Source organism: Promicromonospora sp. NPDC050249 (assembly GCF_040656015.1).
GTDB lineage: Bacteria > Actinomycetota > Actinomycetes > Actinomycetales > Cellulomonadaceae > Promicromonospora.
Window position 1 is genome coordinate 94,440 of sequence record NZ_JBFAKY010000002.1, and the last position, 19,784, is coordinate 114,223.

Consider the following 19,784-nt stretch of genomic DNA (forward strand, 5'->3'; position numbering starts at 1 on the left):
AGCCTGATCCCCTGGCACCGGCGCCTGCCGGTCCCGCGAAGGAGGCAGCACCGATGGCGAAGAAGCCCGAGAAGCTGTGGAAGACCCCGGCGGACGACGCCCTGCGCTGGGTGCGCGGGACCGATCTGACCGCCCTGGACCCGTCGGCCACGCCCGGCTGGGCCGGCAAGAAGGCGGACGGCGAGAAGCTGATGGCTGCGCGCGGGCCGGAGCTCGCCGAGCTGCAGGAACGCCTCTTCGCGCACGGCCGCACCGACGGCGACCGGTCGGTGCTGCTGGTCCTGCAGGGCCTCGACACCGCGGGCAAGGGCGGGATCGTGCGCCACGTCGTCGGCATGGTGGACCCGCAGGGCGTGCAGCACAGGGGGTTCGGCGTCCCGACCGAGGAGGAGCAGCAGCACGACTACCTCTGGCGGGTCCGCAAGGCGCTCCCCCGCCCCGGCTATCTCGGGGTCTTCGACCGGTCGCACCACGAGCAGGTGCTCGTGGTCCGGGTCAACCACCTCGAACCACCGGAGACCTGGCGCAAGCACTTCCAGGAGCTCAACGAGTTCGAGGCGGAGGTGGCGGCGTCGGGCACCCTGATCGTGAAGGTGGCCCTCATGGTGTCGGCGGACGAGCAGAAGGAGCGCCTGGCCGAGCGGCTCGAACGGCCCGACAAGCACTGGAAGTACAACCCGGGGGACATCGACGTCCGCGCCAAGCTCCCGGAGTATCTGGCGGCGTACCAGGAGATGCTCGACCGCACCTCCACCGAGGTGGCGCCGTGGTACGTCGTGCCGGCGGACCGGAAGTGGTACGCACGCCTCGCGGCCACCGAGCTGCTGACGGGCGCCCTGCGGTCGCTGGACCTGGGCTGGCCGCCGGCCGACTTCTCCATCGAGGCCGAGAAGGCCCGCCTCGCGGCGAGCTGACCTGCGCTTCACCCGCTCCGGGCCACAACCTTCTCCGCTCGCCGCCCGTTTTACGTGACATGAGGAACCACGCAGCGGTGCACCCTGTCATCCTCGGTGGAGACGCCGGCGCCTACAGCCTCGCCCGCGCCTTTCACGAGCGCTACGGCGTCAGGTCGACAGTCGTGTCCATCCGCCCGACGCCCAACGTCGCGCACTCCGGAATCATCGACAACGTCGTGGAGCCGCGCCTCGACGACCCCGCCGTCATGGTCGAGGTGATCCGCCGGGTCGCCGCGACGGTCGAGGGGCCGGTCATCGCGCTCACCTGCGTGGACTGGTACGTGCAGGCGCTCGCACAGCAGCGCGCGCTCCTGGAGGACGTGGCGCTGGTCCCCTACCCGTCGGTCGAGCTGCTCGACCACGTGATGGACAAGCAGCGGTTCTCCGCGCTCTGCCACGAGCTCGGGATCCCCCACCCGCGCACCGAGGTGCGGGCCGGCGGCGAGCCGGTCGGCGACCTCGACCTGCGCTTCCCGGTGATCGCCAAGCCCGGCGACAACGCCGCGTGGCACCACGTGTCGTTTCCCGGCAAGGCGAAGGTGCACCTGGTGCAGGACCGCGCCGAGCTGGGTGCGCTCCTGCAGGCGGCAGGGGACGCGGACTACCGCCGCCCGATGATCATCCAGGAGTACGTGCCGGGCGACGACGCGCAGATGCGGATCATGACCACCTACTCCGACCGTGCGGGCGCGGTGCGCATGGCCTGGGGTGGTCACGTGCTGCTCGAGGAGCACACGCCGGGGACGCTCGGGAACCCTGCCGCGATCCTCACCGGGCGGCTCCCGCAGGTCGAGGCCGACGCCCGCCGGCTCGTGGAGCACCTGGGCTGGACGGGGTTCGCGAACTTCGACGTGAAGGTGGACCCGCGTACCGGCGTCGGGCACTTCCTGGAGCTGAACCCGCGCACGGGGCGGTCCAACTTCTACCTGACGGCGAGCGGGCTGAACCCTGCCGCCTACTGGGTGGCGGACCATCTCGGAGGGCAGTGGCCGGACGTCGCGGAGCCTCTCGAGGTGCTGTACCGGATAGTCCCGGGCTTCCTGCTGGACAGGTACGTGCAGGACGACGCGCTGCGCGCCGCCGTGCGCGGCGCCCGCGTGGTGCACCCGCTCAAGTACCGGCGGGACCTGTCGCCGCGCCGCGACACCTGGGTACGCCTCGCCGAGCTGAACCAGGTGCGCAAGTTCGCGCAGCACCACCCGCTGCAGGAGCCGGGCGGGGCGCCCGCGCAGCCCGGGTTCGGGGACACGTTCCCGTCGGCGGAGCAGGACGTTGCCTGACGTCGGCATGTCGGGTGCCGGCTACCTCGACACAGATACAGGCATGGACACAGGCATGGACACAGACACAGACACAGACATGGACACAGGAGCGGAGCGGGACGGCGGTTTCGCCGGCTTCGTCGGCGTGCTGGGCGGGGTCGGCCCGCTCGCGACGATCCTGTACATGGAGCGCGTGGTCCGGCTGACCGACGCCGCACGCGACCAGGACCACGTGGACATGATGGTGCTGCAGCACGCCACCGTCCCGGACCGGACGGCGTTCGTGCTGGGACGGTCGCCCGACGATCCCGGGCCGGTGCTCGCCGCCGACGCGCGGCGGCTCGCCGGGGCGGGGGCAGGCTTCCTCGTGCTGCCGTGCAACACGGCGCACGCGTTCGCCGGCGCGATCGCCGCGGCGACGCGGGTCCCGCTGCTGTCAGCGGTGGACGTGACGGTGTCCGCGGTGCTCGCGCGCGACACCTGGACCGGCCGGTTCAGCGGGCCGCGACCGGAGGCGGTCGGCCTCCTCGCGACGGAGGGGACCGTCGCGTCGGGTGTCTACGCCGACGCCTTCGGCGCGCGCGGTATCAAGACCCTGGTCCCGGACGTCGCGGGCCAGGCGGCCGTGACGTCGCTGGTCTACGACGGTGTCAAGGCGGGCCGCGGGGGTGACCTGACGGCCCTGGACGGCGTCATCGCCGACCTGCGCCGCCGCGGGGCCGCCGCGGTGGTGCTGGGGTGCACCGAGCTGTCGGTCGCGGCGGAGGCGACCCCGCCGCACCTCCTGCCCGGCGTCGTGCTCGTGGACTCCCTCGACGAGCTGGCCCGGGCGACGGTGCTTCGCGCGGGCCGCCGGCTGCGCTCGGACGAATAGCCCGAGGCGTCAGAGGAGCTTGCGTCCCTCTTCGGCCAGCGCGCCCAGGCGGGACAGCGCCCGGTAGTACTTCTTGCGGTACCCGCCGGCGAGCATCTCCTCGGTGAACAGGCCGCGGGTGTCCGCGGACCCACCGAGCAGCACCGGCACGTCCCGGTCGTAGAGGCGGTCCACGAGCACCACGAGGCGCAGCGCCACCTCCTGGGCCGTCACGGGGTGCACACCGGTCAGCGCGACGACGGAGACGCCGTCGAGCAGCGCGCCGTACCGGCTGGGGTGCACGGTCGCGAGGTGCGCCAGCAGGTCGTCGAACGCGTCGAGCGTGCCGCCCGGCCGGTCCGCCGCGCCGACGACCTCTGCCTCGGTCAGCGGCTCCGAGTCGGTGACGACCTCGCGGTGGCGGTAGTCCGGGCCGTCGACCCGCAGGGTCTCGAAGCGGTCGGACAGCGCCTTGATCTCGCGCTGGAAGTCCTGGGCGGCGAACCGGCCCTCGCCGAGCGCGTCGGGCAGCGTGTTCGACGTCGCGGCGAGCGCAACGCCCCGGTCCGCGAGCTCCCGCATGAGGCGGGACATGATGGTCGTGTCGCCGGCGTCGTCGAGCTCGAACTCGTCGATGCAGACCAGCTTCTTGGCGGCGAGCGCCTCGACGGTCGGGAGGAACCCGAGCGCGCCGACGAGGTTGGTGTACTCGACGAAGGTGCCGTAGGCGGCCTTGTCGGCGCCGAGCGCCTCGCTGACGGCGTGGGCGAGCGAGGTGAGCAGGTGGGTCTTGCCGACGCCGAAGCCGCCGTCGAGGTAGACCGCCGGCGCCGCCGCCTTGCGGCGGGTGAACAGGCCGCGCCGGGGAGCGGTGATCTCCGCGGCGATCTCCTGGAGCCGGGCGAGCGCGCGGCCCTGGCTGGGGTGCGCCGGGTTGGCGCGGTAGGTCGCGAAGCGGGCGTTCGCGAAGTGTCGCGGCGGCACGAGATCTGTGACGAGCCTGTCGACAGGGACCTGCGGTCGGACGGCGCACAGGGCGGTCGTCGCGGTCTGGCTGCTGACGGTGGCGGTGGTTGTCACGAAGCAAGAGATTACCGGCGGGGCGGCACGTGGGGCGTGCCGCGAGAGCAACGTCACACGTGCAGGACGGCGGGTGCGCCGGGGTCGTCCAGCAGCTCACCGAGGGCCCGCACCACCTGGGCGGGGGCCCTGGTCTGGGCCGGGTCCTCGTTGCGGTCGTCGCCGGCGACGGCGTGGTCGATGACGAGCTCGTGGAAGCGGACGGGCGGGACGGCGTCGGCCCGCTGGGCCTCCAGTCGCAGCACCTGGACCAGCATCGCGAGGCCGGCTCCGGTGACGCTGACGGCACCGGACCCGGCCATGGCCTCGCGGGAGGCCGCGCCGTTGAGCACCACGTACGGGTCGCCCGGTCCGAGCAGCGGCGCGAGCGCGCGTGCGGCGTCGAGGTGCGCGGTGAGGTGGGACGCCAGCGTGGCGGACCACTCGGCCGGGTCCAGGTCGAGCAGGTCGGGGCCCTTCTGCCAGCCGCCGATGGAGGCGACCACCGCGCCGGGCAGGGGGACGCCGGCCCGGGCGCAGGCCTCGCGGACGGCGTCCGCCTGGGCGGTCGGGTCCGCGCCGAGCACGGGGATCACGCTGGGCTGGACGGTGACCCGCTCGGGCAGCGCGTGACGCGCCACGGCGAGCACCGCGCGGCCGTCGGCAGCCAGGCCGCGTGCGACCCGGCTGCCGACGAATCCGCTCGCCCCGACGACGAGGACGGGACGGGTGCTGTTCACCGGTTCAGACTAGTTCAGGAGGCGGTGTCAGGCGGCGGCGGGCTGCGCCACGGCCTTGGGGTCCGGGCCGAAGCGGTTCGGGCCCGGGGTACCGGCGGTCGCCTCCCACACGATCAGGATGATCCCGCCGACGATGGGGACCAGGGCGAGGAAGATCCAGAAGCCGGAGCGGTCCGTGTCGTGCAGACGCCGGACGGTGACGCCGAGGCCCGGCAGCAGCAGGGCGAGGTTGAAGAGGGAGAGCACGGCGTAGCCGGCGGTCAGGGATCCGGGCATCGCCGGGACGGTGGTGCTTCCGGCCATGGCGGCATCCATGGTGGCGGCCGTGTACTCGCTGAGGCCCGGCACGATGAAGATGACGTAGAGGATCGTCGAGACGATCGTCACGGCCAGGGTGTACCACCAGTACTCGGAACGACGCGCGCGCCCGTTGAAGACCGCGTAGTTGGACAGCACGGTCTTGATGGACTCGATGAACGACATCGGGGTGAAACCTCTCTCACGATTTATGCCAGAAATATCCGGCAAGTGCGCACACAGTGTCCCGATGTCTGGCGCAACGCACAAGGTTGAAACCGGGCAGAACTACCCATCGGTGGCGGCGCCTCCGGAAACGCCGGACGCCCAGGCCACCGGGGTGGCCTGGGCGTCCGAGACGGTGACGCGACAGCGGAGGGGTCAGTACCCCGTCGACGTCGGCTCCGGGTAGTACTGCGCGTACTTGCGGCGGTAGTTCTGCGTGATCGCCTCGACGATGAGCCGGCGCTTGAGGCCGGAGTCACGGTCGTACTTCAGGGGGTTGATCACGTCGCCGCTGGCCTTGAGCGCCTTGATCCGGGTCTTGAGCTCCGGGTCGAGGACGTACTTGGACAGCAGGCCGAACGGCACGACCGTGTACAGCACGTCGCGCACGGCCCGCACGGGGCGGATCGGCCGGCGCAGCACCCAGTCCTCCACGAGCACGCGGGCCACGTTGGCGCCCCCCGCGGTGACGTAGTAGTTGTTCCGACCGATGCGGGGGTTCACCTCGAAGTACACGTGCCGGCCCGTGCGCGGGTCCAGCTTGTAGTCGAAGTTCGCGAACCCCACGTAGTTCGTCGCGTCCAGGAACCGGGTGGCCGCTTCCATCGCGTCGTCGTACGCCTCCACCAGGATGGCGGCCGGGATACCCAGCGTGCCGGGCGTGTGCTCCTCCAGGAGCACCCGGCCGGTCGCCAGCAGCGTCACCTCGCCCGACGTGTCGCGGTAGGCGGTCAGCGACCGCATCTGCGTCTCGTCGCCCGGGATGAACTCCTGCACCAGGAACGTGCCGGGGAACTTCGCGTCGGCGAGGTGACCCAGGATCACGTCGAGCTCCGCGCGGGAGTCGATGTGGTGGATCTTCTTCTTGCCGGGGAAGTCCACGTAGTACCACTCGGCGCTGTTGGACGGCTTGCCCACCACCGGGTACTGCAGGTCCACCTCGAGGGCGGCCACGGCGGCCCGCCCGCCGTCGGCCACGACCTTGGCGATGTCGACCGCGACGGTGCGCGGCGTGGGGATGCCGAGCTGGTCGCAGACCTGCGCGAAGCCCTCCTTGCTGCTCACCTGCTCCAGGACCGGCAGCGACGGGTACGCCAGCACGTAGCCGGCGGCCTCCAGGCGCTCCCGGTGCACGATGAGCGTGCGCACGTGCCAGTCCGCGTTGGTCAGCAGGACCAGCACCTTGTCCCGGTGCTGCTGCGCCAAGCCCTCGAGGGTCGGCAGGAGCACGTCCACGTCGTCGATGTGCGGCACCACCACGTTGTCGACGATCGCCGAGTCCTGCATGGCACGGGTGGCGACCTTCGACAGCACCACGGAATGGGTGCCGTACTGCTCGTGGAACGCGCGAGCGAGGGCGTACATGCCGACGTCGCCGCCGATCCCCACCACCATCAGGTCAGGGACGGGAACCTCCCCGCCGCCGCCCACGAGCCCCTTGTCCGCGGGGAAACCCCTCACGCCTCGGCCTCCGTGCGGTCGCCGGACCACTCGGTGTGGAACGTGCCCTCGCGGTCGACCCGCTTGTAGGTGTGCGCGCCGAAGAAGTCGCGCTGCGCCTGCACGAGCGCTGCGGGCAGCCGCTCGGCGCGGACGCCGTCGTAGTACGCGAGCGAGGACGAGAACGCCGGCGTGGGCACGCCGTTCTGCGCCGCACCGGCCACCACGCGGCGCCAGGCGGGCAGACCGCTCGCGACGGCGTCGGTGAAGTACGGGTCGGCGAGCAGCAGCGGCAGGTCCGCCTCGCGCTCGTAGGCCTCGGTGATCCGGTTGAGGAACCGGGCGCGGATGATGCAGCCGCCACGCCAGATGCGGGCCATGGCGCCACGGTCGATCGCCCAGCCGTACTCGGCGGCGGCCGCCGCGATCTGGTCGAAGCCCTGCGAGTAGGCGACGACCTTGGAGGCGAACAGGGCCTGGCGGACGTCCTCGATGAACGCGTCCCGGTCCTTGACCTCCCACTCCTGGGTGTGGGCGGGCAGCGCCGCGCGACCCGCGGCACGCTGCGGCACCGACCCGGACAGCGCGCGGGCGAAGGTGGCCTCGGCGATGCCGGTGATGGGCACGCCCAGGTCCAGGCCGTTCTGCACGGTCCAGCGGCCGGTGCCCTTCTGCTCGGCCTGGTCCAGGACGATGTCGACGAACGCCTGGCCGGTCTCGGCGTCCACGTGCTGCAGGACGTCGGCGGTGATCTCGATGAGGAACGACTCCAGGTCGCCCGTGTTCCACTGCGCGAAGATCTGGCCGATCTCGGCTGCTGAAGCACCCAGCCCCTGGCGCAGCAGGTCGTATGCCTCGGCGATGAGCTGCATGTCGGCGTACTCGATGCCGTTGTGCACCATCTTGACGAAGTGGCCGGCGCCGTCGGAGCCCACGTAGGTGCAGCAGGGAACGCCGTCCACCTTCGCGGAGATGTCCTCCAGGATGGGGCCGAGCGACTTGTACGACTCGGGCGTGCCGCCCGGCATGATGGACGGGCCGTTCAGCGCGCCCTCCTCGCCGCCGGACACACCGGTACCCACGAAGTGCAGGCCGTGCTCCTTGAGGGCCGCCTCACGCCGGATCGTGTCCGGGAAGTGCGCGTTGCCGGCGTCGACCACGATGTCGCCCTCCTCCAGGAGGGGCACCAGCTCGTCGATGACGGCGTCCGTGGGACCGCCGGCCTTGACCATGATGACTACCTTGCGCGGGCGCTCGAGCGACGCGACGAAGTCGGCGAGCGTCTCGCTCGGCACGAACTCGCCGTCGCTGCCGTGCTCCGCCACCAGGGACTCGGTCTTGGCGTACGAGCGGTTGTGGACCGCCACCGTGTAGCCGTGACGTGCGAAGTTCCGCGCGAGGTTGCGACCCATCACCGCCAGCCCGGTGACGCCGATCTGTGCTGTGCCTGACACGTTCTTGCTCCTTAAGAAGTGGGTACGGGCCGGCGTACGCGCGAGGCGTGCCGCGACCCGCGTCCAGCCTAGTGGGCCGGGGTCCCGGTAGCGCCGCGCCGTCCGCCGGGCGGGCAGATCACGTTCCGGCGACCGCCGCGCGCCTCCGCGTGGAGAATGCGGTACGGACGTACCGTGAAGTGGTGACCAGCGGCCCGCCCACCGGCGTCCCCGTCGACTTCGCAGCGGCTCTCGCCGACCTGCGGCGTCAGGCCTTGCGCTCAGAGGTGCGCCTCACGGAGATCCCGGCCCCGCGCCGGGTCGCCCCGTTCAGCGTCGCGCTCTCGGGCGACCTGCTGCCCGGCGCCCCGCCGGTCCCCGCAGGCCGGGACCGTTCCGGCGAGCACGACCACGCGGAGGAGCCACTGGCCACCGGCCGCTTCGTCGTGCTGCACGACCCGGCGGGCCAGGAGGCTTGGCACGGCACGTTCCGGGTGGTGACCCTGGTGCGCGCCTCGCTCGAGCCGGAGATGGCGGCGGACCCCATGCTGGCCGACGTCGCCTGGTCCTGGGTGGGCGAGGCCCTCGAGTCCGCCGGGCTCGTGCGCGGCACGGACACGGTGGCCGACGGCGGCACGGTCACCCGCGTGCTCTCGCACAGCTACGGCGCGCTGGAGGGCACTCCCGACGCGGTGGACCTCGAGATCCGCGCGTCGTGGACGCCGCTCGACACGCGGCTCGGCACCCATCTGAGCGCGTGGGCGACGCTGCTCACCATGGCAGCGGGTGTGCCTCCGCTCCCCGAGGGTGTCGCAGCGCTCACCAGGCGTTTTACCGACCGATCGAAGCAACGCCATACGGTAGGTCCATGACCACCACGGAGCGAGGACTCCCTGCGGAGACATCGACGCCCGTTCCGGCACCTGTCACCCCACTGACCGAGCCCGCCGACGGGCTGCCGGACGTCGTGGCGACACAGGGGGCTTTCGCACGGGTCGTCGAGGCGTTCGCCGCGGGCTCCGGGCCGGTAGCGGCCGACGCCGAGCGCGCCTCCGGGTACCGGTACGGCCAGGCCACCTATCTCGTCCAGGTACGGCGGGAGGGTGCGGGCACCGCGCTGATCGACCCGGTGGGCGTCCCCGACCTCTCGCCGCTCGGCGAGGCCGTCGGCGACGCCGAGTTCGTGCTGCACGCCGCCTCGCAGGACCTGCCGGGGTTCGCCGAGCACGGGCTGCGTCCCGCGCGGGTCTTCGACACCGAGCTCGCCGCGCGCCTGCTCGGGATGGAGCGCGTGGGGCTCGCCGCCGTCGTCGCGGAGGTGCTGGGCCTCGGGCTGGCCAAGGAGCACTCGGCGGTCGACTGGTCCACCCGACCGCTGCCGGAGGACTGGCTGCGGTACGCAGCCCTCGACGTCGAGGTGCTCGTCGAGCTGCGCGACCGCCTCGCCGAACGGCTCGAGGCCGCGGGCAAGACCGAGTGGGCGGCACAGGAGTTCGAGGCGGTGCGCACGGCTCCCCCGCCGCCGCCGCGGGTCGATCCCTGGCGCCGCACCTCCGGCATGCACGTGCTGCGCAACCCGCGCCAGGTCGCCGCCGTCCGGGCGATGTGGATCGCGCGGGACGCGAGCGCCCAGGCGCGCGACATCTCGCCGGGCCGGGTCCTGCCCGACCGGGCGATCGTCGCGGCGGCGAAGGCCATGCCGAAGACCGCCGGCCAGCTCGTCGCCCTGCCGGAGTTCGCGGGCAAGGGCACCAAGCGCCGGGCCGCGTACTGGCAGAAGGCGATCGACGAGGCGCGCGCCCTGCCCGACGCGGAGCTGCCCTCGGTGCGCGGGCCGCGTTCCGACGGCCCTCCGCCGCCACGCACGTGGGGTGACCGGGACACCACCGCCGCCCGGCGCCTCACGGCCGCGCGCGAGCTCATGACCGCGTTGTCCGAGGAGCTGAACGTCCCGGTCGAGAACCTGCTGCAGCCCGACGCGCTGCGCCGCCTGTGCTGGACGCCACCGGTACCCGCCGACGCAGCGGGCATCGCCGAGTTCCTGCGCGGCCGAGGGGCCCGCGAGTGGCAGCTCCGGCTGCTGGCCGGCGCCCTGGAGCGGGCATTCGCCGAGGCAGCACGCGATCCGGGTGTGAAAGCGTCACCCTCTCCCCAGTAGAGTCGTCCCCATGCCAGCCCTGTCGGAGCCCATCACGCTCGCCGTCGACGTAGTCACCGAACCTTCGACCTGGGACCGCGAGGTGCTCGCCCTCGGCGGACACCCGCTCCAGCTGTGGGGATGGGGCGAGGTGAAGGCCGCCGGCAACTGGCGCGCGCACCGGCTCCGGGTGACCGAGGACGGCACCACCGTCGGCCTGGCGCAGCTGCTGGTGCGGCCCTTGCCTGCCCAGTTCAAGGCGCTCTCCTACGTGCCGCGCGGGCCCGTCGTGGCGCACCACGACGGCGAGACGGCGCAGGCAGTCTTCGGGGTCGGCGACACCGCCACCCGCAACGCCGTGACCAACACGGTGGTCGAGTGGGCGCGCGAGAACGTGGGCGGCGTGGGCATCACCATCGAGCCGGACTGGCCTGCGGGTACGCAGCTGGACCTGGCCGGACGGCGGCACGCGTCGAACCACATCCTGATCCCGAGCACGCTGATCCTCGACCTCACCAGGCCTGCCGACGAGCTGCTCGGCGACATGCGCAAGTCCACGCGGTACGAGATCCGCAAGGGTGCCCGCCTCGGCCTCGACATCCGCCGGGTGACGGAGGACGCGGAGGTCCTGCGCGTGCTCGACGTCTACAAGGAGACCGCCGAGCGTGCGGGCTTCGCGATCCACTCCGACGAGTACTACCTCGACATCAACCGGTCGCTCGGCGACAAGTCGGTGCTGGTGGCCACCTATGTCGACGACGTACCGGCGTGCTTCGCGTGGTGCGTCAACTCCGCGAGCACCTCGTTCCTGCTGTACGGCGGCGGCACCGACGCGGGCCGCAAGGCCACGGCGACCGCGCCGACCTACTGGCGCACCATCGAGATCGCCCGCGAGCAGGGCCTCGTGCGGTACGACATGAACGGTCTGCTCAACGACGGCATCAGCGACTTCAAGAAGAGCTTCGCCAAGCACACCGACGAGCTGGTCGGCTCGATCGACGTCGCGTTCTCGCGCTGGTACACCACCTGGAACAGCGCCCTGCCGACGGCGAAGAAGGTAGTCCGCAAGCTCCGCGGCAACGGCTGACCCAGCCCCACCCGACCCCACCCCCGCTGAGTGCTGGGTATTTGTGGCTCATGCACGTCTGAGCCCGCAAATATCCAGCACTCAGCGGGGTTTTTGGTGTGCGAGACTCGGTTTCACGCTCACCCGGACCCGGTCTCACGTCTTACGTGCTTTTTACCGGTACTCGCGGTAGCGTGTATCTCGATCCAGCGGCGTCGCTCATAGGACGTCGCCGTCCCGAAAACCCCCAGGAGTTCTGCTGATGACCGCAGCCCCGGAAACACCGCGTGCCCGCCGTGCGGTACGCGACGTCGTCTTTGTCGACGGCGCCCGCACGCCCTTCGGCAAGGCCAAGCCCGACGGCATCTACGCAGAGACGCGTGCCGACGACCTGATCGTGAAGGTGGTGCGCGAGCTGCTGCGCCGCCACCCCGAGCTCCCCCCGGAGCGGATCGACGAGGTGGCCATCGCCGCCACCACCCAGCAGGGCGACCAGGGGCTCACGCTCGGCCGCACGGTAGGCATGCTCGCCGGTCTCCCCCAGTCCGTGCCGGGCTACGCCATCGACCGCATGTGCGCCGGTGCCATGACGGCCGCGACCACCACGGCGGCCGGCATCGCCATGGGCGCGGCCGACGTCGTCATCGCGGGCGGCGTCGAGCACATGGGCCGCCACCCGATGGGCTTCGACGCCGACGTCAACCCCCGTTTCGTGGCCGAGAAGCTCGTGGACCCCCAGTCCCTGAACATGGGCGTCACCGCGGAGAACCTGCACGACAAGTTCCCGCAGCTGACCAAGGAGCGTGCCGACCGGTTCGCCGTCGAGTCACAGGCCAAGTACGCCAAGGCAGTGGCCAACGGCAACATCGACCCGGACCTGGTGCCGGTCGCGACCCGGTCCACCGAGCAGGGCTGGGGCCTGGCCACCACCGACGAGCTGCCGCGCCCCGAGACGACGTTCGAGTCCATCCAGGGCCTCAAGACGCCGTTCCGCGCGGGCGGCCGGGTCACCCCCGCGACGTCGTCCCCGCTGACGGACGGCGCGACCGCCGCCATCCTCGCCTCGGGCGACGTCGCCGCCGAGCTGGGCCTGCCCGCGAAGATGCGCCTGGTGTCGTACGGCTACGCCGGCGTGCCGCCGGAGATCATGGGCTACGGCCCCGTGCCCTCGACCGACAAGGCCCTCAGGTCGGCCGGCCTGACGATCGACGACATCGGCCTGTTCGAGCTCAACGAGGCGTTCGCGGTGCAGGTGCTCTCCTTCCTTGACCACTACGGCATCGCCGACGACGACGCCCGCGTCAACCAGTACGGCGGCGCGCTCGCCATGGGCCACCCCCTGGCCAGCTCCGGCGTCCGCCTGATGACGCAGCTCGCCCGCCAGTTCGAGCAGCACCCCGAGGTCCGGTACGGCCTCACCGCCATGTGCGTGGGTCTGGGCCAGGGCGGCAGCGTCATCTGGGAGAACCCCCACCACGCCGACTACTCCGGCCACACGGACGAGGAGAACTGACCCGTGCCTGAGACCCCCACCGCTCCCGCGGAGCGCGTCACCCACTCGCTGGTCCGGGACGTGCGGCTGCCCGGCGGCGCCGGCGTCCTCGCGCTGGTCACCCTCGACAACGGCCTGGACCACACCAAGCCGAACACGTTCGGGCCGGCCGGCATGGCCGAGCTCAGGGCCGCGCTCGAGGTCGTCCGCACCCGTGCCGAGGCCGGCGAGATCGTCGCCGTCGGCGTGACCGGCAAGCCCTACTTCGTCGCCGCCGGCGCCGACCTCAAGGGCATCACCTCGGTGCACGACCACGCCGAGGCCGTCGAGCTGGGCCGCATGGGCCACGCCGCATACACGATCCTCGGCGACCTGCGCGAGGCCACCGGCGTGCCGACCTTCGCGTTCGTCAACGGACTCGCGCTGGGCGGCGGCCTCGAGGTCGCGCTGAACTGCGACTACCGCACGGTGGCCTCCGACGCCGCCGCGCTCGGCCTGCCCGAGACCGGGATCGGCCTCATCCCCGGCTGGGGCGGCGCCTACCTCGTACCCCGCCTGGTCGGTGTCGAGAAGGCCATCGAGGTCATCCTCACGCGGCCGGCGGCGAACAAGCCGTACAAGCCGGCCGAGGCCCTGCAGATCGGCCTGGTCGACGAGCTGTTCGAGGCGGCCGACTTCCTGGAGCAGTCCATCATCTGGGCGGCCAAGGTCGTCACCGGTGAGATCGAGGTGCCCCGCCGCGAGCTCGACCCGCAGCCGGTGTGGGACGGCGTCGTCGCTGCTGCCAAGGCCCAGCTCGACGCGGTCGTCGGCACCTCACGCCCCGCGCCGCACCGCGCGCTGGAGCTGATCGCCGGAGCCCGGAACGCCACCAAGGCCGAGGCCTTCGCGGCCGAGGACCAGGCGCTGGCGGACCTGATCATGTCCGACGAGATGCGCGCCAGCATCTACGCGTTCAACCTCGTGGGCGGCGGCAAGAAGCCCCAGGGTGCCCCGGACCCCAAGCTCGCCAGGCCGGTCACCAAGGTCGGCGTCGTGGGCGCCGGCCTGATGGCCGCCCAGATGGCGTTCCTCTTCGCGCAGCGCCTCGGCGTGCCCGTGGTCATGCGCGACCTGGACCAGGAGCGCGTGGACAAGGGCCTGTCCTTCGTCCGCGAGACGGCGGAGAAGCTCGCCGGCCGCGGGCGCCTGTCCCCCGACGCCGCGCAGCGCATCGTCGCGTCGGTGTCCGGCACCACCGACATCGGCGAGTTCGCCTCGTGCGACTTCGTGATCGAGGCCGTCACCGAGGTGATGGGCCTCAAGAAGAAGGTGTTCGCAGAGCTGGAGGGCGTCATCTCCCCGGAGACGGTGCTGGCGACCAACACCTCCGCGCTGTCCGTCACCGAGATGGCGGCGGACCTGCAGCACCCGGAGCGCGTGGTCGGCATCCACTTCTTCAACCCGGTGGCCCAGATGCCGCTGGTCGAGGTGATCAACGCCGAGAAGACGTCCGACGAGGCCCTCGCCACGGCGTTCGCCATCACGAAGAAGCTGCGCAAGACGGCGATCATGTCGGCCGACCGGCCGGGCTTCATCGTGAACCGGCTGCTGCTGCTCGTGATGGGCCAGGTCCTGGCCGCGATCGAGAACGGCACCCCCGTCGAGGTGGCGGACCGGGCGCTCGCACCCCTCGGCTTCCCGATGCCGACCTTCGCGCTCACCGATCTGGTGGGCCCGGCCGTCGCACAGCACGTGCTGACCTCGCTGCGCGAGGACCTCGGCGACCGCATCCCGGCGTCGCCGGGCCTCGCGAAGATCGTCGAGGAGGGCACCCGCGTGGTGCTGGATGCCCCGGCCAAGGGCCTCCCCAAGCCGGTCGACCCGGCCATCCAGGAGTACTTCGGTCCCGCCCGTCCGGGTGAGCCCGGCGTGCTCGACGCCGACGGCGTGCTCGACTCGGTGCTCAGCGCCCTGACCACCGAGATCGGCCTGATGCTGGACGAGGGTGTCGTGCCCGGCCCGCAGCAGATCGACCTCGCGATGATCCTCGGCGCCGGCTGGGGCTTCCACACGGGCGGTATCACGCCGTACCTGGACCGCACCGGCTACAGCGAGAAGGTCCTGGGCAAGCGGTTCCTGCCCGACGGCGTGGCGAACGTCCCCTCCTGAGGATGTAACACCTGAAAGCCACAACCGGGCCCTCCGACGACGGCGCACACTTTCGTGCGTCGTTGTCGGAGGGCCCCGCTACGCTCTGCGACCATGACAGAAGCCGGACCGGGAACGCACGCGCACTACGTCGTGGTCGGCGACGGTCCGCTCGCGTTTCGCCTGACCAGAGCGCTCAGCACGCGCTACAGGGGCACCGTGACGGTGGTCGTGCCCGACCGTTCTTCCCGGTACGCCCAGGAGATGGCGGACCTCGACCGGGTGGACCTCGTCGAGACCGACCGGGTCGACGAGAAGGCCCTGACGGCGGCCGGCGCGGGCCGAGCTCACGCCGCCGCGCTCGTGGACCAGGACGACGGCGGCAACGTCGCCCTGGCGCTCCTGCTCCGCGAGGCCTGGCCCGCGCTGCACGTGGTGGTCCGGATCTTCGACGAGTCGCTCGGGCGGCACCTGCAGCGCGACCGCTGCACGGTGCTCTCGGCGTCGTCGTTCGCGGCGCCGGAGATCGTCGCCGCGGCGCTGCGCCGCCTCGTCCGGCTCCCGGTGCAGCACCGCCGCCTCGTCGCCGTGACGGACGCGGAGACGTCCCTGCCCACCCGCATGGTCCTGTTCGCGACGGACGAGGACGGCACCGTCACGGCGCTCCCGAACGACGAGGAGCTGGCAGGGCTCGCCCCCAAGGTGCTCCTGGCAGACGCCGCGGAGCACGACGTCCTGCCCGAGCTGAAGGCGGATCTCGAACCGGACGAGGACGAGGTGGACCCGCACCGGCGACGCCGGTTCGGCGAGTACCTGCGCACCCTGGCGATCACGTCGGGCTGGAACCTGCTGCTCGCCGCCGGGGTCCTGCTCGTGGTCGTGCTCCTCGGTGCGATGACCATGCAGCTCGCGACCGGCTCGTCCTTCTTCGGCGCGCTGTACGAGGCGGTGCTGCCCGCGCTGGCGGGCAGCGACCCCGACCACGACGCCAACCCCGTCGTCAAGGCCACCCAGGTGGTCCTGACGATCGTGAGCGTCGCCGTCATCCCCTGGGTCACCGGTGTGGTGGTCGACGGCGTCGTGCGGACCCAGCGCCTGCTCGACGCCGGTTCCCCGCTGCACGCCATGTCGGACCACGTGGTCGTCGTCGGGCTCGGTGACCTCGGCACACGCATCGTCAGGTCCCTGGACCGGCGAGGCGTGCCCGTGGTCGCCGTCGACATCGACGAGTCGGCGCGCGGTATCGCGGTGGCCCGCGCCAGGGACGTCCCCGTCGTGATCGGCGACGCCCGCCGGGCGACGACCCTGCGCGCGGCCTACGTCGACACCGCCCAGGCGATAGTGGTGGTCACGAGCGGCGGCGCGACGACCATCGGCGTCGGCTTCGCGGCGCGCTCCATCCCGCGGCCCGAGGACGCACCGACGCCGCTGCGCACGGTCCTGCGCGTGTACGACAAGGACCTGTCACGGCGCATCCGCCGCGAGATCCCCGACTCCGTGGGGGTCAGCTCCTCGTTCCTCGCCGCGCCGTGGTTCGCCGCGTCGATGATCGGCCAGGAGGTCAAGGCGACCATCCCGTACCGGGACCGGGTGCTGGTGCTCGCCGAGATAGTGATCATGGAGGGCAGCCGGCTCGCCCGCATGCATCCCGACGACGTCGATCTCGACGGCGACGAGGAGGACGCCGAGGGCGTTGTGCGGAGCCGACTGCTCGCGATCCGCACGAAACCGCAGGCGAGCGGCGGTGGCGGCCGCATGATCGAGCCCTCGGAGGGCTGGTACCTGCACGCCGACGACACGCTGGTCGTCATCGCGACCACCGCGGGCCTGCGTCGTCTGCGTGATCTGGCGACCGCACCACGGCTCCGCGCCCGCACTCCGTGACTGGCCTGAACGATCGGCCGGAAATCGGCCCGTTCGGCGGTCCACCTGCCGCATAGCCTCGGGCCATGCACAACGGACTCAGCGTCCCCCAGGGCGCCGCACTCACCCTCGGCGCCATGCTCGGCACCGGCGTCATCTCCCTGCCCGCCCTGGCCGCCGGCGTGGCGGGGCCGGCGTCCCTGGTCGCATGGGCGGCCCTCGTGCTCCTGTCCATCCCGCTCGCCACGACCTTCGCCGCGCTCGGCGCGCGTCACCCCGACGGCGGCGGTGTGGCCACCTACGCCCGGCTCGCGTTCGGCGAGCGGGCGTCCACCATGGTCGGGTGGGCGTTCTACGCGACGATCCCCGTTGGCGCACCCGCCGCAGCGGGCTTCGCCGGGGCCTATGTCGCCGACGCCACCGGCGGCGGCACGGGGACCGCGCTGGTCACCACCGTCGCCATCATCGCGGTGTGCGCGGTGATGAACTGGTTCGACCTGCGGGTGTCCGGCACCGCGCAACTCGTCATCGCCGGGGTGGTCGCGCTCCTGCTGGCCGTCGCCGTGGTCGTGGCCCTGCCGCACGCGCAGCTGGCGCACCTCACGCCGTTCGCCCCGCACGGCTGGGGCGCCGTCGGCTCCGCCGCGGCCCTGCTGGTCTGGGCGTTCGCGGGCTGGGAGATCCTGGGCTCGCTGTCCGCCGAGTACCGCAACCCGGCCAGGGACATCCCGCGGGCCACCGCGATCGCCGTCGCGGCAGTGGGTGTGCTGTACCTGGGTGTCGCGTTCGCGACGGTGGCGGTGCTCGGGCCGACACCCGGTCCGGCACCGCTCTCGGACCTGCTGGTGCTCGGGTTCGGCGAGAGCGCCCGGCCCGTCACCACGGTGCTGGCCGTGCTGCTGACCGTCGGGGCCATCAACGTCTACTTCGCCGGCGGCAGCCGGATGGGCGCCGCCCTGGCCCGCGACGGCGCACTCCCGGCGTGGCTCGCGTCCGCGCCGGGCCGCACGCCCCGCCGCTCACTGGCTCTCATCACCGCTGTCGCCCTCGGCACGACCGCGCTGCTCGCCGCCCTGCACCAGTCCACCGACGCGATCCTTCTCATGGCGACCGCCACGTTCTCCCTGCTCTACGTGGTGGGCACCGCCGCGGCGCTGCGGCTCCTGCCGCGCCGGGGCGCGGCCTGGTGGTGCGCTGCGGTGTCGCTGGTGGCCGCGCTCGGGCTCCTCGTGATGACCGGACCGCACATGACCGGCCCGGTGCTCGCCGCGCTCGGCGGGCTCGCCTGGGCGACGTGGCGCCGACGGCGGACGCGCGCCACGGCCGCCGTCACGCCAGCAGCTGCTCCAGAACCCGAATACCTGGCCGGATAGTGCCCGTGACCGCGCCGCCTATCCCGAGCACCACCCCGTCGCGGTGGGGACCCACGGCGTAGGCGGCGAGCGAGTCCAGGGCGACCGACCGGCGTCGGGCACGGGCCACGAGCTCCTGCGAACCCAGCGGGGCGTCGGCGGACAGGTAGGCGGCGACGTGCAGGCCCGCCGCCGAGGGCACCGGCTCGACCGGCAGCCCGGCCAGCGCGTCCAACAGGATCTCGTGCCGCTCGGTGTAGTGCGCGGAGGCCTTCCGGACGTGCCGGGCGAGCAGGCCGTCGTCGATGAAGCGCGCGAGCGCCGCCTGTACGTGCACGGCGCCGTGGCCGTCGGTGAGCTGACGGGCCGCGAGCAGCGCATCCCGCAGCGACGGGGGCGCCACGAGATAGCCGACGCGCAGACCCGGCAGCAGCGACTTCGAGAAGGTGCCGACGTACACCACGCGCCCGTCGCGGTCGAGGGCCTGCAACGACTCCAGCGGACGGCGGACACGGCGGAACTCGCTGTCGTAGTCGTCCTCGATCACTGCCGTCCCGTGGCGCGCCGCGTGCGCCAGCAGGGCCCGCCGCCGGGCCAGCGACAGCGGCATACCCAAGGGGAACTGGTGCGAGGGCGTGGTGTAGACCAGGCGGGCCCGGGGCGGGATGTCGTCCACGACGAGCCCCTCGGCGTCGACCGGCACCGGCACCACCCGGACGCCGTGCAGCGCGAAGAGCTCACGCGCCTCGGGGTAGCCGGGGTCCTCCATGGCGACGACGTCCCCCGGTTCGAGCAGCACGCGCGCCACCAGGTCGAGGGCCTGCTGCGCCCCGGTCGTCGCGATGACGTCGTCGGGCTCGGCGTGCACCCCGCGCGAACCGGCCACGTACCGGGCGACCGCCTCCCGGAACCGGGGCAGGCCGGCGGGGCCGGAGTACGCACCCGCGGCCGGTCCGCCGGACCGCGACTCGGCCGCGAGCAGGCGGCGCCAGGTGTCGAACGGGAAGAGGCTCGCGTCGGGGATGCCCACCCGGAAGTCGTGCGCGGGGACCGCCGCGTCGCCGCTCGTGGCGTGCGGGGTCCAGCGCCAGCCGGCCCGGGGGCGCAGGGCGCCCGCCGCGCGGTGCCGCACACGGGGGCTGTCGCCCGCCGCGGCGGTCGCGAACGTGCCGGATCCGGGCCGCGTCTCCAGGAACCCCTCGGCGACGAGCCGCTCGTAGGCCTCCGCGACGCTCGCGCGCGAGACGCCGAGGTCCCGGGCCAGGTCCCGCGTCGAGGGCAGCCGCTGCTCCGCGGGGATCCGGCCGGTCGTCAGCGCCGTGTGCAGCGCGCGGTAGATGGCATCGGTGCGACCGGTGCGCTGGCTCAGATCGACGGCGAGGTCCACCCGCCGATCATCGCCCATCCCGGCGGACAAGACAGCCGCCCATTACGGTTCGGACTCATCAGGGCAATTCACCCGGCTCGACCACCCCCTTT

Annotated in this window: 16 protein-coding genes; 10 read left to right on the plus strand and 6 right to left on the minus strand. The window is 72.5% G+C overall.

Annotated elements, in window-relative coordinates; all coding sequences use genetic code 11:
* The first annotated feature begins 53 nt into the window (after nt 1-53).
* From AB0I32_RS02050 to AB0I32_RS02060, 3 genes are all read left to right on the plus strand, one after another.
* Complete coding sequence (locus AB0I32_RS02050) at nt 54-914, plus strand: PPK2 family polyphosphate kinase (protein WP_357502323.1); 861 nt, start codon at nt 54-56, stop codon at nt 912-914.
* Between the two features lie 77 nt (nt 915-991).
* Entirely contained in the window at nt 992-2,236 is a 1,245-nt protein-coding gene (locus tag AB0I32_RS02055) for a carboxylate--amine ligase (protein ID WP_357502324.1), read from the plus strand.
* Nucleotides 2,237-2,291: 55 nt separating this feature from the next.
* Entirely contained in the window at nt 2,292-3,092 is an 801-nt protein-coding gene (locus tag AB0I32_RS02060) for an amino acid racemase (protein WP_357502325.1), read from the plus strand.
* Nucleotides 3,093-3,101: 9 nt separating this feature from the next.
* On the opposite strand, the gene zapE is transcribed toward AB0I32_RS02060, so the two are convergent.
* From zapE to gndA, 5 genes are all read right to left on the minus strand, one after another.
* Nucleotides 3,102-4,151, minus strand: a complete 1,050-nt coding sequence (zapE, locus tag AB0I32_RS02065) for a cell division protein ZapE (protein ID WP_357502327.1) — start codon at nt 4,149-4,151, stop codon at nt 3,102-3,104.
* 53 nt (nt 4,152-4,204) lie between these two features.
* Nucleotides 4,205-4,870 carry an NAD-dependent epimerase/dehydratase family protein gene (locus AB0I32_RS02070; protein WP_357502329.1) on the minus strand — a complete coding sequence of 222 codons (666 nt, stop codon included), beginning with the start codon at nt 4,868-4,870 and terminating at the stop codon, nt 4,205-4,207.
* A gap of 27 nt (nt 4,871-4,897) precedes the next feature.
* Complete coding sequence (locus AB0I32_RS02075; RefSeq protein ID WP_357502331.1) at nt 4,898-5,353, minus strand: DUF805 domain-containing protein; 456 nt, start codon at nt 5,351-5,353, stop codon at nt 4,898-4,900.
* Nucleotides 5,354-5,548: 195 nt separating this feature from the next.
* Nucleotides 5,549-6,853, minus strand: a complete 1,305-nt coding sequence (locus AB0I32_RS02080) for a carboxylate--amine ligase (RefSeq protein WP_357502333.1) — start codon at nt 6,851-6,853, stop codon at nt 5,549-5,551.
* Nucleotides 6,850-8,286, minus strand: coding sequence for an NADP-dependent phosphogluconate dehydrogenase (gene gndA, locus AB0I32_RS02085; RefSeq protein ID WP_357502335.1), 1,437 nt, complete (start codon nt 8,284-8,286; stop codon nt 6,850-6,852). The genes AB0I32_RS02080 and gndA overlap by 4 nt, the downstream gene beginning before the upstream one ends.
* 182 nt (nt 8,287-8,468) lie before the next feature.
* Here gndA and AB0I32_RS02090 point away from each other — a divergent pair, with 182 nt between their 5' ends.
* The 7 genes from AB0I32_RS02090 (at nt 8,469) to AB0I32_RS02120 (ending at nt 18,326) form a co-directional block, all read left to right on the plus strand.
* On the plus strand, nt 8,469-9,137 hold the full coding sequence (locus tag AB0I32_RS02090; RefSeq protein WP_357502337.1) for a DUF3000 domain-containing protein: 669 nt from the start codon (nt 8,469-8,471) through the stop codon (nt 9,135-9,137).
* Nucleotides 9,134-10,423 carry a ribonuclease D gene (locus tag AB0I32_RS02095; RefSeq protein ID WP_357502339.1) on the plus strand — a complete coding sequence of 430 codons (1,290 nt, stop codon included), beginning with the start codon at nt 9,134-9,136 and terminating at the stop codon, nt 10,421-10,423. Before AB0I32_RS02090 ends, AB0I32_RS02095 begins: the two co-directional genes overlap by 4 nt.
* A 10-nt stretch (nt 10,424-10,433) precedes the next feature.
* On the plus strand, nt 10,434-11,489 hold the full coding sequence (locus AB0I32_RS02100) for a peptidoglycan bridge formation glycyltransferase FemA/FemB family protein (RefSeq protein ID WP_357502341.1): 1,056 nt from the start codon (nt 10,434-10,436) through the stop codon (nt 11,487-11,489).
* A 241-nt stretch (nt 11,490-11,730) separates the two neighbouring features.
* Entirely contained in the window at nt 11,731-12,981 is a 1,251-nt protein-coding gene (locus AB0I32_RS02105; RefSeq protein ID WP_357502343.1) for a thiolase family protein, read from the plus strand.
* Between the two features lie 3 nt (nt 12,982-12,984).
* Nucleotides 12,985-15,111: a 3-hydroxyacyl-CoA dehydrogenase NAD-binding domain-containing protein gene (locus AB0I32_RS02110; protein WP_357502345.1), complete on the plus strand. Its 2,127-nt coding sequence runs from the start codon at nt 12,985-12,987 to the stop codon at nt 15,109-15,111.
* A 93-nt stretch (nt 15,112-15,204) separates the two neighbouring features.
* Complete coding sequence (locus tag AB0I32_RS02115) at nt 15,205-16,974, plus strand: NAD-binding protein (protein WP_357502347.1); 1,770 nt, start codon at nt 15,205-15,207, stop codon at nt 16,972-16,974.
* Nucleotides 16,975-17,039: 65 nt separating this feature from the next.
* Entirely contained in the window at nt 17,040-18,326 is a 1,287-nt protein-coding gene (locus AB0I32_RS02120) for an amino acid permease (RefSeq protein ID WP_357502350.1), read from the plus strand.
* Here the strand turns inward: AB0I32_RS02120 and AB0I32_RS02125 are convergent.
* A complete protein-coding gene (locus AB0I32_RS02125) occupies nt 18,283-19,692 on the minus strand; it encodes a PLP-dependent aminotransferase family protein (RefSeq protein ID WP_357502352.1) in 1,410 nt (469 codons plus the stop codon). The two genes, AB0I32_RS02120 and AB0I32_RS02125, sit on opposite strands and share 44 nt — an antisense overlap.
* Nucleotides 19,693-19,784 lie beyond the last annotated feature (92 nt).